Genomic DNA, 14,363 nt, shown 5'->3' on the forward strand with positions numbered 1-14,363 from the left:
TAAAATTCTATTCCGTTCTTAAGGCCTCTACAGGTTTTATTTTTATTGCATTTTGAGCAGGGATTAAACCAGCCAAAAGCCCGGATACAATTAAAATAGTTAAAGCAATAAACACTACACCTATATTTACTGATGGGTTTATAAACATCATTTCTGAAGTATCCATACCATCGAGTTGATAATTTACAAACCAAAGTACTACAGTTGCTAAAACAATGCCTGCCATTCCTGAAACAATGGTTAAAAATATCGACTCTAATAAAATTTGAGCACGTATACTCCAAGGAGTTGCTCCTAAAGCCCTACGAATACCTATTTCTTTTGTGCGTTCTTTTACTACTATTAGCATAATATTACTAATACCAATAATACCAGATAATAGGACAAGTATACCTACAAAATAGGCTACAAAATTTAGGGCTGTAAACAAGCCTGTTAGTTTAGTGTATTCTTGAAAAAGATCGAAGTTTCCTACTGCGCGATCGTCGTTAGGGTTGATGGTGTGACGAGTTTTAATAACATCAAAAATCTGTTCTTTCAAGTTTGTAATTGAGTACCCATCTTTTGCGGTTATCGCCATCCAACCTACAATATCTCCCATATTAAACGCTTGAGAAAAAGCTGTAAATGGCACATAAATCTCTTTTTGCATCTCTTCCGGGTCGCCGTTATTACCCTTCTTTTTATAGGTTCCAACAACCATAAAGTTCACTCCGTTTATCTTAATATACGAGCCGATAACTTCTTCACCTGAATCATATAAAGCACTTTGCACCCCACTTCCTATAATTGCAATTTTTCGTTTTTCCTGAATGTCTGAATAATTAATAAATCTACCTGATGTAATATCCATAGGCTGTTGTTGGATAATTTCAGGGTAGTCACCATAAACATTGAATGCTCCTGTTTGAAGACCTCTTACAACGTTATTACTCCCTCTAAATCCACCTAATTGATTTCGAGGAGAAACAAATTGCAAACCTTCTACACTTTGCTTTATCGCTGGAACATCATCGGTTTTAAAATTATAGCGTCGTCCTTTAGGCAAACCTTTATAGGGCTGAGAGGCAGTTTGGGTCCACATAAACATTGAGTTTGTAGCCATCCCATTAAATCCTTGCCTTATACCGTTTTCTAAGCCATTTCCAGCGGCGAGAAGGATTACTAAGATGAAGATACCCCATAGCACACCAAAAGCGGTCATAACCGTTCTAAACCAATTGCTGCTTAAAGCCTCAATAATTTCTGTCCAACTATCTTTGCTTAATATCTTACTCATCTCGCAAAGCTTCTATGGGTTTAATATTTGCTGCTCGGTATGCTGGGAAAAAGCCTGCAATTGCTCCAGCAATTACAAGAATTATCACAGTTGTTATCGCTACTGAAAAATCTACTGAAGGGTTTTTAATATAGTCCATCTCAATAAAGGGCCCGACTATCTGAAGGAGAAACAAACTAAATATAAGTCCTATAAAACCTGCGATTGCTGTCACAAATATGGATTCATGTAAAATCATTCCTATAATCGACCAAGGTTCGGCACCAATAGCTTTTCGGATGCCTATTTCTTTTGTACGCTCTTTTACGATAATTAGCATAATGTTACTCACTCCTACAACTCCAGCAATTATGGTACAAATTCCAACACCCCAGAAAAACCAACGTATCATTTTATTCAAGTCGTAAAACTTTTTAGCGTTTTCTAAGGAATTGTTCACATTTACAGCTCTGTCATCCGTCGGAGCAATAGTATGCTTAGTTTTTAAGTCGGCTTCTAATTGCGCAGAAAAAGCTTCTGAAGCAGCTAAGGCATCCTCATAGGTATCGTGTTTTTCCAAAGTAAAAGCTAAGGACCGAAGTTTATCTCCTGCATTATATACACGTTGTGCTGTAGAAATGGGAATAAATATTCGGGTTTCTTCACGTTCCCCTCCTGGGTCACTATAAACACCTACTACTTTAAATTTTATTCCAGCAACATCGATGTATTCACCCAAAGCATCTTTTCCTTTAAAAAGATCGAGATACACCTGGTTTCCTATTACAGCGTGTTTTTCGTAGTTAATTACATCTCCTTGATTTATATATCTACCGTCAACAAGAGTTTCATTTTCTAAAAATTGATAATCGCCATGAACACCTTCCACACGATAGCTACCGCTTTCTTTTTTAAAGGTTGTTAATTGCCCCCATCTACTGTAAACACCAGATTTATATTCAATTTTATCTTCGTTTTTATTTACTGCTAAGTCATAGTCACGATTATCCATTTCTATTCTTCGACCTGGATTTAAACCTTTGTATTCAACTGATGTTACATTTGTCCATACGCTAATCCTGTTGGTAGCATCACTTTCAAATTGCTGCTGTACTCCATTTTGCATTCCTTGACCAATTCCGAGGAGAATTACCAAAATAAAAATACCCGATGCTACAGATAAACCCGTAAGAAAGGTTCGCAACTTATTTTTGCGTATCGCTTCAAATATCTCCTGCCAGCGTTCCAGATTAAACATAATTGTTGGCTTTTGCGCGTACTTGGGTAACAACGGAGTCGTCTATAATTAAGCCGTCTTTTAGATTTACAATTCGCTTAGTCATATGCGCAATGTCGTCCTCGTGAGTGACTATCAAAATAGTTTTCCCTTCATCGTTGATACCTTGGATTAGCTCCATTACTTCATAAGAAGTTTTAGTATCTAAAGCTCCTGTTGGTTCATCTGCCAGTAGTACCTTTGGATCGCTTGCTAAAGCTCTAGCTATCGCAACACGTTGTTTTTGCCCACCAGAAAGTTCATTTGGTAAATGTGTAGCCCAATCTGCCAATCCTACTTTCTCAAGGTAATGCATCGCTTTTTCAACTCGAATATTTCGTTTTACACCTTGATAGTAAAGAGGCATTGCTACATTGTCTAATGCAGATTTGTAATTGATAAGATTAAAAGATTGAAAAATAAAGCCAAGGAATTTGTTTCGGTAACGAGCTGCGACCTTTTCATTTAGGTTTTTTATTAAAGTACCATCAAGTTTGTAAGTCCCTTCATCTGCTTCATCTAAAATACCTAGTATATTGAGCAATGTAGACTTCCCAGAACCGGAAGAGCCCATTATAGAAACCATTTCACCTTCAGAGACTGTAAAGTTGATGCCTTTTAAAACATGGAGTGAGTTTTTCCCCATGTGATATGATTTGTGAAGGTCTTTAATTTCTATCATTATTAAATTATATTAAATTACAAAACATGAAAATCCTCATTAAAACAATGAATTTCAAGTTCAAACTTAAATCAATTAAGGTTTTCAGTCTTTAATTAGACTTTAAAAACTGCTCCTTGTTACAATAGAAATTAAAAAAAACTAAGCTTTATCTTGAGTCCGTGCTTTTTTACGACTTCTATAGATAACATAGCCTACCCCTCCAACTAATAGGTAAGGAAAAATCATTAGGTAAACGATACCATTGTTTATACCTTTTGCAGCTCCTCCACCGTCTTCCGTTTCTAACACTGCACGACACATAGAGCATTGCGCTTCGGCAGGAAGAACAACTATAAAAACAAGTATTAATAATAATAAAGCCTTTAGTTTCATTTTTTTATTCAATTAAATCCACAATGTTTAATAATATGGAGATATCATTAGATAAACTATTACTCCACTAACAGCCACATAAAGCCATAATGGATAAGTGATACGCGCAATTTTTCGATGTTTATAAAATTCTCCAGAAAGAGCGCGAACAAAGGTAATCAACACAAAAGGTATAACGATGATTGAAAGCAATATATGCGTTATAAGTATAAAATAATAAACATACTTAATAATTCCTTCACCCCCATAAACCGTAGAATCTGACGTCATGTGATAAGCCACATACATCAGTAAGAAAAGTACTGAACACCCTATAGCAGTTTTCATCAAGCGTTCGTGAGCCTTTCTATTACCTTTTCTTACCTGATATACTGCAGCAACCAAAAGTACAGCTGTAAAAGCATTTATAGTTGCATAAATAGGAGGCAAAAAGCCTAATCTTTCAACACCAGGAATTTTAACTGTAAACAAAACGGCAACTGCGATTGGAATTGCGATAGATAAAATCCAAATCCAAACGTTGTACTTATTATTCTTCACTGTATTATTCATAATTTACAATAGAGCTTTAATATCTTCTTTCAACATTTGGATTTGTTTATCCTCCAACCCATCGTAATAGATAATAGGATTATCGAACTCATCTATACGTGAACGTATATTTCCATCCTGATCTATTAAAGCAAAATAGCCAGAGTGCTCAAAGCCGCCATCTGCTTCTGAACCTTTACCTACATAAAGGTTAAATCCCTCGTTAGCTAGCTTAAACACCTCTTCTTTCTTACCTGTAAGCAAATGCCATTGTAATTTTGTTATTCCTTTGTTTTTAGCGTATTCTTTTAATACTTCGGGGGTATCATACTCTGGATCTATGGAGAAAGAAGCTATACCAACATTTGGGTTTCCAAAAAATTCATTTTGAATTTTTACCATATTCTCATTCATTATCGGGCAAATGCTTGGACAAGTTGTAAAGAAAAACTCTACAACATATACCTTCCCATCATAGTCTTTATTGGTAATAGTTTTTCCATTCTGATCTGTGAATTCAAAATTTGGAACGGGTCCTATAGTTGCGAGTTCTGGTTTGGATAAGGTCTCTACAATTTTTGGTACAGCCCAAATTCCAAAAATTAAAATTATAAATGAAATACCTATGTATGAATAACTCTTTTTCAAAATGAAGTTTTTATTTATTGAATTTTTTCTAATTTTTATTCCTTATTCTTTATTCAAATCTATATTTCTCTATTTGAATCGTACTTTTTCAAGGCTCTTCTATATTCTGCTAATAACACTTTTACATCATCACTCATCTTGTTATTAATTTCTGCAATAATACTAGAGTCGAATCCATACATAACACCAGCCTCATCATCTTCTTTACGGCCACGTAAGTTTCTTTCCTTATCAACTATAAAAACGAATGGGGTAGACAAATTTGAATCTAATGATAAATTAGACTGTAATGAATTAAACACATTATAAATGTTTTCTTTCGAACCGAAAGCAAAAAACCAGGAATCCAATGGTGCTATTTGTTCCAATTTCTCACTAACATTTTTAGCTTGATCTTCTGTTCCTTCCGGCAATAGAATCACAAATTGAAATTCGTTAAAGCTATGATTTTTGGTGTATATTTTATGGGCTAGGTTATATGCATAAGCTCTATGAACTTCCAAATCACTTCCAAAAAAGCCTAAAACTGTTATCCTGCCATCTAATTGCACAGGCTTACCTTCGAGAGTTTTAAATCCATTTAGTTCCTGAACAGATTCGGTTAAAATTGGCAATGGCTTGAAGTAATTAGTACTCATTGCAAAAAAAATGTAAACCGTAATTGGCAATATAAACAGTATGCCGAGGACCAAATATTTCTTCATTCTGAACAATTTATCACTCCTACAAGTGTCGCTGTAGATGAGACTACAAAAATACAGGGTAAAAGGAGGTAAAACAATGTTTTATTTGTTAATTTTTGAGCACAAAAAAACCCTCGAAACGAGGGCTTTAATTTATCTTAAATGGTTGAATTAAAAATTGAATTTAATAAAACCGTTTTTATATACTTCGTAGATATAATCTCCTTCAATTAAGATTAGGACGATTATATAGGCAATCAAAAATACTCCTGTCCAAACTACTGCTCTACGTAAGCCTACTGTTTCATCACGCATGTGCATGAAATCCCACGTAATGTAATAAGCTTTAACTATTGTAAGAATTATAAAGATCCAGTTAAGCAAATTCATTGCTAAAAACTTATTCCCAACTAAAGCCTCAGGGCGTAAAATACCAAGTGCAACTTCAATTATAGTAACTATAGAAAGTAAGATAAATACTCCCCATATTTTGGATACATTAGACTTGAACTTTAATGCTCCTCTAAATATTTCTAATTTGTGTTCGTGTGCCATTGTTAAACTTTAATAATTTTATACAAGATAAAAGAATGTAAATACAAATACCCATACTAAATCCACAAAGTGCCAGTATAGACCTACTTTTTCAACCATTTCATAATGCCCTCGACGCTCATAAGTACCGATTACAACATTGAAGAAAACAATTAGATTTAATAGTACTCCAATAGAAACGTGGAATCCGTGAAAACCTGTAATAAAGAAAAAGAAATCGGCAAAAAGTGGGTGCCCATATTCGTTGTGACGAAGATTCGCTCCTTCAACCACAAGATTACCATCATTAACTAATTTTGTAATAGATTCTTCTCTAGACAGAACAATATGCTGTCCATTTTCATCTTTATTTGGTAGTCTTATAAGTAGATTTTCATTAGCTAAAAATCCTTCTTTAACTTGTTCAAATGAAACTGAAGTTTTATATTCAGGTTCACTCTTGTACCATATACCGCTTTCATTTGTATGCTCTACTCTCGGATCTTTTTGAGCAGCAGCAAAATCGGCTAGCGCTACACGTTTTCCATCAGTATCCAAGAATTGAAGAATTTGACGTCCGTTAGTTTCAACAGCTCCATAATCACCTTTGATGAATGTTTTCCATTCCCAAGCCTGTGATCCTAAGAACACAAAACCACCAAGTAAGGTTAAGAACATGTACAGAATCACTTTTTTCTGTTGCATTTTCTGACCTGCATCTACAGCTAACACCATAGTTACAGAAGAGAATATCAGAATAAAAGTCATAAACGCCACATAGTACATTGGCGCTTCTACTCCGTGAAGAAAAGGAAAGTGGGTAAATACCTCATCGGCAATTGGCCATGCATCAATAAATTTGAAACGGGACATTCCATAAGAGGCTAAGAAACCTGCAAATGTCAATGAATCTGATAGTATAAAAAACCACATCATCATTTTGCCATAACTGGCCTTTAGCGGGTTATTTCCGCCTCCCCAGGTTTTTCCTTCAGTACCTGTTTTTACAACAGTTGCTTCCATAAAAAGAATTTGGTTTTTAAATAGGGTTCAAAAATACGTTTAATTTTTATTTAACGAAATATAAAAACAAAAAGAGGTAAATCCACACAACATCTATAAAGTGCCAAAACGTTGCAGCTAGCTCAACACCAAGGGTTTTCCCGTTTTGATATTTTAGTTTATAATGATTATAAATTACAATCAAAAGACTTACCAACCCTGCAAAAACGTGAGCTACGTGAAGCAATACCACTAAATAAATAAAAGAGGTGGTAATATTACTTGTTGGTCCTGTAAAATTATATCCACTTTCAATAATCTCAGAAAAGCCTACAAATTGAAAAACAATAAACAAAACCCCTAAAATTAGTGTTGAAACTAAAAGGATCATACCCACACTGTGTTTCTCGCTTTTAATAGCTTTAAGCGCTAAGTGAATAGTAATACTACTTACTAGAATCAACGCAAGACTTATGTAAAATGCTGGTGGAATGTCAAAATTTGAAATCCAATCTGGTCTTTCTTTACTAACTACATAAGCACTGGTAAGACCAGCAAAACTCATTGTTAAACTAATGATACCAAACCAAAGCATATTTTTTTTTGCTCTGTTTACCTTAATCTCGTCACTAACCTCTGTTAAACTCATCATATTTTTTATTAATACTGAAATCAGTATATGGCAATCATTTATTATAAAATGAAATTATTTTTTCTACTTACCTTAAAAACTTATCTGCAACAAATATTATCTGTAACAAAGTGATATAACTAACACTAGCTAACATAAGTTGTTTTGCAGCTTTTGCTGTTTTTTCTTTATAAAGTCGTATTGCGTAATACAATAGACCAATTCCTAAAATTCCTATAATTACACCAGATACTGTAGTTAAATAAAGTTTTCCAGTGATTCCAAAGGCCGGTATTAACGATGCAAAAACCGTCCATAAAGTATACAAGACAACCTGAGTTGCTGTTCCTTTATCGCGTTTTCCGTTTGGAAGCATAAAGAAGCCTCCTTTTTTATAGTCGTCGAATAAAAACCAACCAATAGCCCAAAAATGTGGAAACTGCCAAAAGAATTGAATCATAAATAATGTTCCCGGCTCTATACCAAATTCACCACTTGCTGCAACCCACCCTAGCATAAATGGGATTGCCCCTGGAAAAGCACCAACAAAAACGGACAAAGGTGTTTTAGTTTTTAAAGGCGTGTATAAACTTACATACATAAATATTGACACCGCCCCGAACATTGCTGTAATCGGATTTATAGTATATAATAAGCCTATGCCGGCAATAGTAAGCACGATTGCCAAGATAAAGGCGGACTGCACACTCATCTGTCCTGCTGGAAGTGGCCTACTTTTAGTACGATCCATTAACTTGTCTAAATCTCGCTCGATAATCTGGTTGTAAACGTTTGAAGCGCCAACCATACAATAACCACCTAAACACAAAAGAAATAGAATAAAAAAGTCTATAGAATCTGCACCTAAAAGATACCCCGCAACGGATGAAAAAACCACACTTACAGAAAGTCGCAGTTTGGTAATCTCAGTAAAATTCCTGATTACAGACTGAAAAGATGATTGGGAATGTGTAACAGACAAACTCATTTTTTTTAAGGCTGCGCAAAGATACGCTTCCTGTCATTTTTCCACAATTTATTCTTGATAAGAAATGCTTTATTTCAGCTTTTTTAGTAATTTGAACTAATTTTCAAATTAAAAATTTATGTTCTCAAAAATAATCTTAAGCGCAACCTTTTTATTTTCGGTATTTACAGCCTATTCTCAAAACGATATTGGCAAAGAAATAAACACTAAGATGCTGAAGGTGAGCAACAAAATATATATGCTTCAAGGTAAAGGAGGGAATATTGGTTTGAGTTTTGGTGATGACGGAATATTTATGATAGACGACCAATATGCTGAAGGTATAGAAGAGATTCAAAACGACATTAAAAAAATTAGCGACAAACCTGTTCGTTTTTTAATAAACACGCACTTTCACGGAGACCACACTGGTGGAAATGTTGCTATGGCGGAAACTGGAACAGTAATTTTCTCACACGAAAATGTGCGTACTCGACTACAAAACATCATGGATGCTGAAAAAAAGAAAACTCCAAAAGAGTCGCTACCAGTAGTAACATTTATAGACGACCTTACTTTTTATTTTAACGGCGAAAAAATATATGTATTTCATGTTCACAATGCACATACCGACGGCGATGCTATGGTATATTTCACCAAAAGCAATGTTCTACACGCTGGCGATGTTTTTTTCAATAAAAAATATCCTTATATAGACACCAATAACGGAGGAAGTATTAACGGATACATGTCTGCAATAAACAAGGCACTTCTTATTATAAATGAAGACACTAAAATAATCCCAGGGCATGGCGATATTGCGAGTTATTCCGATTTTAAAGATTTTCAAGAGATGCTAAGCATATCCTATAGAAAAGTAGCTAAACAATACCTTCTAGATAAAACCGAAGCAGAAGTATTAGCTGATACAAGTTTAACTCAAGTGTATGACGATAAAGGCTATGGCGATGGCTTTATTAATAGAGAGCGTTTTGTGAAAATGTTATATGCCGAATTTGCTAAAGAAAATGCTGGTTCTGAAAGCAACAATGAAAAAAACACTAAAGCTCGTGAAAAAATAGAGGAAATGAAGAAAAAGCAAGCTGCGAAAAGCAAAAACTAATTACCCCTTAAAAGTCGTAATACCAGTTAAATAAATCGGTACGGATTCCAAAATTCACCCAACTTGTTTGATTTTCATACACTGTTTCAGTATTAACTATCGGACTAAAGTCTCTGTAAATAAAACTACCGTAAATCTTTAAATTGGTTGCGGGATTTATAACATACCCTGCCTGTAATTCAGCGTGAAAAAAATCTGTTGTATTCCCTTGCCCCAATGTATTGCCGGTTTCTGAAATTCGATCGTCTTCTGTACCATAGATATTGCTTCCATAAAAAGAAGAATCCTCCTCAGTATTAAACTCGAATCCTCGTTTTGCAACTATAAATTTAGCATCGCCATATAGTCTCCCTTTTTGGTAACTCGCAATTGCAATAAGTTCGGAGAAATTTGCTCCTAAAGTATGCGCCAAAGATTGGTTGTTGTGTCCGTAATTAAGTATAACTGAATTATGCGAATACGTATAAGGGCGAACTCTGTTATATTCAGTTTGCAAGTAAAGGTTTTTTAAACCAAAAGCGTCGTAATATTTCAAACCAAGTTGATAGCCAGTTTTATTCTTATAACTACCATTGCCGCCAAACACATCACCACTCGAAAACTCATCTATGATAAACTGTCCATAAGCGTTTATACGATCGTTCACTTTGTATTTCGCACTTAAACCTATAAGTGCATTTCCACCTCGAGAACCTGTAGAGAATTCTATCGCACGGTAAAATATTATTGGGTTTAGGTAATTCACATCAAAGCCACGGTCGTTATCATTTTGCCAAACTACTGATTCGAATAGACCTATGTTTAAACGTTTGGTAATATTATAGCTTAAATAGTGATTAGCGATATATTTTGTTCTAAAAGACCCACTTTCGGTAACCTCTGGACGTACATCGCGAAGCGACATCCAAGTATTGGTATATTTCAATTTCCAAAATGTAGTATTTATCTTAAAGAACGGATACGGACTTGAATTGTCACTTGTAAGCAAGGAACGATATCCATCTCCTAAAAAAGTTTTTCCGTGGCCTAATTGAACATTAAAATACTTGGAGGGTGTGTAAGAAATATGTCCAGTTGCAATAGGGTAATCATAAGAATCTGTTTTAAAACCTTTTGCTATTCCACGACCAGGAATAATTGCCGGATTTCCTCCCGCCGGACGTATTGACTCTGCATATCTATTGAAGTAGTCTGCAAAACGACCTTGACTTTCATAAATCACCCCGAAGAATCCCAGCTTTTTACCAATTGCTCCTTGAGTATAAACCAAACGAGTATTATTATACGTATCAATATCGGCGTCAAAATCTTTCCCTGCTTGTAAATCAACTCCCACATCTAATGTAATCCAATAATCTTTACCTTTAATTGTAATTAAGTGTTCATCCCAAAACTTACGACCAAACCAAGACTTTTTGTTTTTAGACAATAGTTTATTAGCGGCCTCAAAATCGTAATATTTATTTACTTCACTGTAGATGTATGGTTTTTGGGCTGTATGGCTGTTTAATCCAACACGATTTATGGCAGCATCGAATAAACTATAATTATGATGAGAAAGCGGAATATTTATATTGCTTTTATACTCTTCATTATTATAGGGAAGGTTTTTTATATCGTCATATTCATTTACCAAATCACTTCTTGAATCTTTTTCCTCAATAGCTTTAGCAGTAATTATATTTTCTCCAGGTGCAATTAGCGGTATAGCGATTGGTAGTGTAAATTGCACATAGGTTGGCGCTCCATTATATGTTGCTGGACTAACTTCAGGAAGCATTTCAAAAACACGACGTGCTTCATCCTTTAACTCTTCAGAAATCCCATCTATATACAAAACCTTAAACTTACCTTCCTTAGTAACTTCAAAAAGCACATTTACATTGCCCTTATAATTTTCCTGCACTACTTTATCAGGTATTTCAAAATTGTTAAAAATAAAGGATTGTAGTGTAGTCTTAAAGCAACTTTCTAAAGCATTAATTTCAGTTTGTGCACATTCTTCAAAAACTGGATATCTCTCATAATTTGCTAAGGTAACTTGAGCAAAGGACACTATTGAAAAACAAAATGTAATAAGAAAAATAACCTGCTTCATAAGAGTTCATATATTTTAAACCGAAAGATACATTTTTTTTATAATGGGAGGAATAAAAAAAGGCTCTCAATAGAAATGAGAGCCTTATAAATACTACACTAATGATTAATTGATTTTAAACACTATAGGTACAGTGTACAAAACATCCACAAATTTATCGCCCTGCTTACCAGGTTTCATCATTGGCAAATTAGCAATAACTCGTTGCGCTTCGTTTTTCAATTTTACATTATGTGAATTGGCTTTTACGTCGGTGATAATCCCCTTTGAATCAATTTTGAAGTTCACATAAATTCTATGTGTTTCATTTTTATTCAAATCTTCTAAAAGCTCTTTTCTAAAATTTTTATTGATGAAAGAATTGATTTTAGAAGACATACAATCTACCTTTTCAGCATTTGAACTCAACACTTCACAACCCGGAAAAACGGGTACAAATTCAACATTTAAAATATTCTTGGGACCTTCAGCTACCGGTTCTGAAGAGGTGCTTACTGATGTTTTAGGCTTTTCAATAACTGGGAGATCAGTTTCAGCTATTGTAGTTTCAACTTCTGTTGAAGTATCCGGCTTAACCTCAAAAGATGTTGTCTTTACAACTTTTTTAATTGGAACTCGCTTTTCTTTAACTTTTTCAACTGGAGCTTCAGGCTTTGGAATATCTACATCAATCACATAATCAATAATAGGAGGTTCATTTAAGCCATCAAAAGTATCAGGCTCAACTACAGAGGCAGTAGTTTTAAAATTGGTTTGCATCACTATGAAAACGATTAGCAAACTTGCAATTACACCTATTTGGAAAAACAAACTTGAATTCCACTTGATGCTTATAGCGCGCTTATCATCTCTTCTGTTTTGAGTACTTTTTGCGGTTGTTTTCATAATAATGGTATTTTAAGGTTACACTATTATGAAATACAACTGTTATGCCAAAAAGAAAAAGCCTCGTATTTGCTAGTGCAAACCGAGGCTTTTTATATTATGTAATTTCAATTATTGAATATCGAAAACAATAGGTAGTGAGTATAATACCCCAACTGGTTTCCCACGTTGTTTACCCGGAGTCATATCAGGTAGAGATCTTACAACACTCACTGCTTCTTTTTCCAATCTTGGATGCGGAGCACGAGCACGTACATCAATTATCTTCCCACTTTTGTCAATTTTAAACTGAACTGCGATACGCTGTCTTCCTTCCAAACCTAAATCTGAAGCTAGATTAGTATCGAATTTCTTGTTGATAAAGGCGCTAATTTTAGAAGACATACACTTTTTCTTAGCGTCATTTCCTCTTTCGTTTTCACACCCAGGATAAACCGGTACATTTTCGATAACTGCGAAAGGTACATCAGCAATTTCCTCTTCTACTACCTCTTCCACAATCTCCTTAACCTCAACAATTTTTTCATCTTGTTTCACTTCAGTCGATTCGATTACAGTTTCTTCCTCTTCCACTTCGTCTTCCATAACTTCAATAACTTCTGGAGCTGGCGGCGGCGGTGGTGGTGGTGGTGGCGGTGTCAATTGTTGGGTAATTGGAATTTCCTCTTCCAATTCATCACCTACATCAAGCTGACCGTAGTCTAAGTCTGATTTATCATAGGTTTTCCATTCTATTGCTTGCCACGCAAGAAATAACATCGCTATCATTCCAATTTGGAAAAAAAGTGTGCTTCTGCGGCCTACATCAACTTTTGGGTTTTTTTTTGTTTCCATTATAGTGGGTTTAACTTGGTGCTAAAATATATAAATTATCGTTCAATTTAAAACTTATTATAAATTTTAAGAATGAAACTTTTCCTTAAACATCTTAAACACTAAAATTCCTAATAAAGCACCTAGTAAATCTGCTAAAAAGTCGAAGACATCGCCAGATCGTGTAACAGGTGATAGTTCTTGAAACACCTCAATTATTATGCCATAAACCATAATAATCACAAGTAAAATTGTGATAGTTACGGCACTTAGATTATGTTTTTCATGTTTATAAAAATACCATTGCCAAAGATAAATAAGGATAAAAAATATAATTCCGTGAACCCATTTATCAATATGCGGGATATATATTTCTGATACTTTTTCATTCGGCACAAGCAAGTAAGTAGGTAGAAAAAATAGTGCTGTTACTGTACAGCTATAAACTACAGCTACAAACAATAAAATTTTACGCTCCAATTACTTCCTTGTAAGCATCAGCACCTAGCAAGTTTTCAATCTCTGAAGCGTCACTAAATTTCATTTTAATCATCCATCCTTCGCCATAAGGATCTGTATTTACCATCTCTGGCTCGCTTTCAAGGTTTTCATTAAACTCAACAATCTCACCAGATAATGGTAAGAACAAGTCTGATACCGTTTTAACCGCCTCTACAGACCCGAAGATTTCATCTTTATCAAGTGTTTCACCTACGGTTTCGATGTCTACATAAACGATATCACCAAGCTCACTTTGAGCGAAATCTGTAACGCCTATGGTTGCAATATCTCCTTCAATTTTAACCCATTCGTGGTCTTTAGTGTACTTTAATTCTGATGGTAAATTCATAGTAATT

The 14,363-nt window shown here is 34.6% G+C and carries 17 protein-coding genes; 1 reads left to right on the forward strand and 16 read right to left on the reverse strand.

Going from position 1 to position 14,363, the window contains the following annotated elements; genetic code table 11:
• Positions 1-7 precede the first annotated feature (7 nt).
• The 11 genes from RT250_RS02900 to cyoE all read right to left on the reverse strand — a co-directional run bounded on the left by RT250_RS02900 (position 8) and on the right by cyoE (position 8,608).
• Entirely contained in the window at positions 8-1,270 is a 1,263-nt protein-coding gene (locus RT250_RS02900) for an ABC transporter permease (RefSeq protein WP_313112174.1), read from the reverse strand.
• 1 nt (position 1,271) lies between these two features.
• The gene (locus RT250_RS02905) at positions 1,272-2,516 is read right to left on the reverse strand and encodes an ABC transporter permease (protein WP_313111970.1); all 1,245 of its coding nucleotides are present in this window, start codon (positions 2,514-2,516) and stop codon (positions 1,272-1,274) included.
• A complete protein-coding gene (locus RT250_RS02910; RefSeq protein WP_313111972.1) occupies positions 2,509-3,216 on the reverse strand; it encodes an ABC transporter ATP-binding protein in 708 nt (235 codons plus the stop codon). Before RT250_RS02910 ends, RT250_RS02905 begins: the two co-directional genes overlap by 8 nt.
• A gap of 141 nt (positions 3,217-3,357) precedes the next feature.
• Positions 3,358-3,591 carry a hypothetical protein gene (locus RT250_RS02915; protein ID WP_313111973.1) on the reverse strand — a complete coding sequence of 78 codons (234 nt, stop codon included), beginning with the start codon at positions 3,589-3,591 and terminating at the stop codon, positions 3,358-3,360.
• A 27-nt stretch (positions 3,592-3,618) separates the two neighbouring features.
• Positions 3,619-4,143 (reverse strand): DUF420 domain-containing protein, encoded by a 525-nt coding sequence (locus tag RT250_RS02920; RefSeq protein ID WP_313111975.1) that lies wholly within the window; start codon positions 4,141-4,143, stop codon positions 3,619-3,621.
• Positions 4,144-4,146: 3 nt separating this feature from the next.
• A complete protein-coding gene (locus RT250_RS02925; RefSeq protein WP_313111977.1) occupies positions 4,147-4,770 on the reverse strand; it encodes an SCO family protein in 624 nt (207 codons plus the stop codon).
• 59 nt (positions 4,771-4,829) lie between these two features.
• On the reverse strand, positions 4,830-5,474 hold the full coding sequence (locus tag RT250_RS02930; protein WP_313111978.1) for a hypothetical protein: 645 nt from the start codon (positions 5,472-5,474) through the stop codon (positions 4,830-4,832).
• A gap of 150 nt (positions 5,475-5,624) precedes the next feature.
• Positions 5,625-6,008: a cytochrome C oxidase subunit IV family protein gene (locus RT250_RS02935; RefSeq protein ID WP_139855555.1), complete on the reverse strand. Its 384-nt coding sequence runs from the start codon at positions 6,006-6,008 to the stop codon at positions 5,625-5,627.
• Positions 6,009-6,026: 18 nt separating this feature from the next.
• The gene (locus RT250_RS02940; RefSeq protein ID WP_313111979.1) at positions 6,027-7,010 is read right to left on the reverse strand and encodes a cytochrome c oxidase subunit 3; all 984 of its coding nucleotides are present in this window, start codon (positions 7,008-7,010) and stop codon (positions 6,027-6,029) included.
• A 46-nt stretch (positions 7,011-7,056) separates the two neighbouring features.
• Positions 7,057-7,638 carry a cytochrome c oxidase subunit 3 gene (locus RT250_RS02945; RefSeq protein ID WP_313112176.1) on the reverse strand — a complete coding sequence of 194 codons (582 nt, stop codon included), beginning with the start codon at positions 7,636-7,638 and terminating at the stop codon, positions 7,057-7,059.
• A gap of 70 nt (positions 7,639-7,708) precedes the next feature.
• The gene (cyoE, locus tag RT250_RS02950) at positions 7,709-8,608 is read right to left on the reverse strand and encodes a heme o synthase (protein WP_313111980.1); all 900 of its coding nucleotides are present in this window, start codon (positions 8,606-8,608) and stop codon (positions 7,709-7,711) included.
• Positions 8,609-8,726: 118 nt separating this feature from the next.
• On the opposite strand from cyoE, the gene RT250_RS02955 reads away from it, so the two are divergent.
• Positions 8,727-9,710: an MBL fold metallo-hydrolase gene (locus RT250_RS02955; protein WP_313111981.1), complete on the forward strand. Its 984-nt coding sequence runs from the start codon at positions 8,727-8,729 to the stop codon at positions 9,708-9,710.
• Between the two features lie 7 nt (positions 9,711-9,717).
• Here the strand turns inward: RT250_RS02955 and RT250_RS02960 are convergent, their stop codons facing one another.
• The 5 genes from RT250_RS02960 to gcvH form a co-directional block, all read right to left on the reverse strand.
• Positions 9,718-11,808, reverse strand: coding sequence for a gliding motility protein RemB (locus RT250_RS02960; RefSeq protein ID WP_313111983.1), 2,091 nt, complete (start codon positions 11,806-11,808; stop codon positions 9,718-9,720).
• A gap of 105 nt (positions 11,809-11,913) precedes the next feature.
• Positions 11,914-12,693 carry an energy transducer TonB gene (locus RT250_RS02965; RefSeq protein WP_313111984.1) on the reverse strand — a complete coding sequence of 260 codons (780 nt, stop codon included), beginning with the start codon at positions 12,691-12,693 and terminating at the stop codon, positions 11,914-11,916.
• A 111-nt stretch (positions 12,694-12,804) separates the two neighbouring features.
• Complete coding sequence (locus RT250_RS02970; RefSeq protein ID WP_313111986.1) at positions 12,805-13,527, reverse strand: energy transducer TonB; 723 nt, start codon at positions 13,525-13,527, stop codon at positions 12,805-12,807.
• Between the two features lie 66 nt (positions 13,528-13,593).
• Positions 13,594-13,986 carry a VanZ family protein gene (locus RT250_RS02975; protein WP_313111987.1) on the reverse strand — a complete coding sequence of 131 codons (393 nt, stop codon included), beginning with the start codon at positions 13,984-13,986 and terminating at the stop codon, positions 13,594-13,596.
• Entirely contained in the window at positions 13,976-14,356 is a 381-nt protein-coding gene (gcvH, locus tag RT250_RS02980) for a glycine cleavage system protein GcvH (protein ID WP_313111989.1), read from the reverse strand. Before gcvH ends, RT250_RS02975 begins: the two co-directional genes overlap by 11 nt.
• Positions 14,357-14,363 lie beyond the last annotated feature (7 nt).

Source organism: Aequorivita sediminis (genome assembly GCF_032080575.2).
In the GTDB taxonomy this organism is placed as follows: domain Bacteria; phylum Bacteroidota; class Bacteroidia; order Flavobacteriales; family Flavobacteriaceae; genus Aequorivita; species Aequorivita sediminis.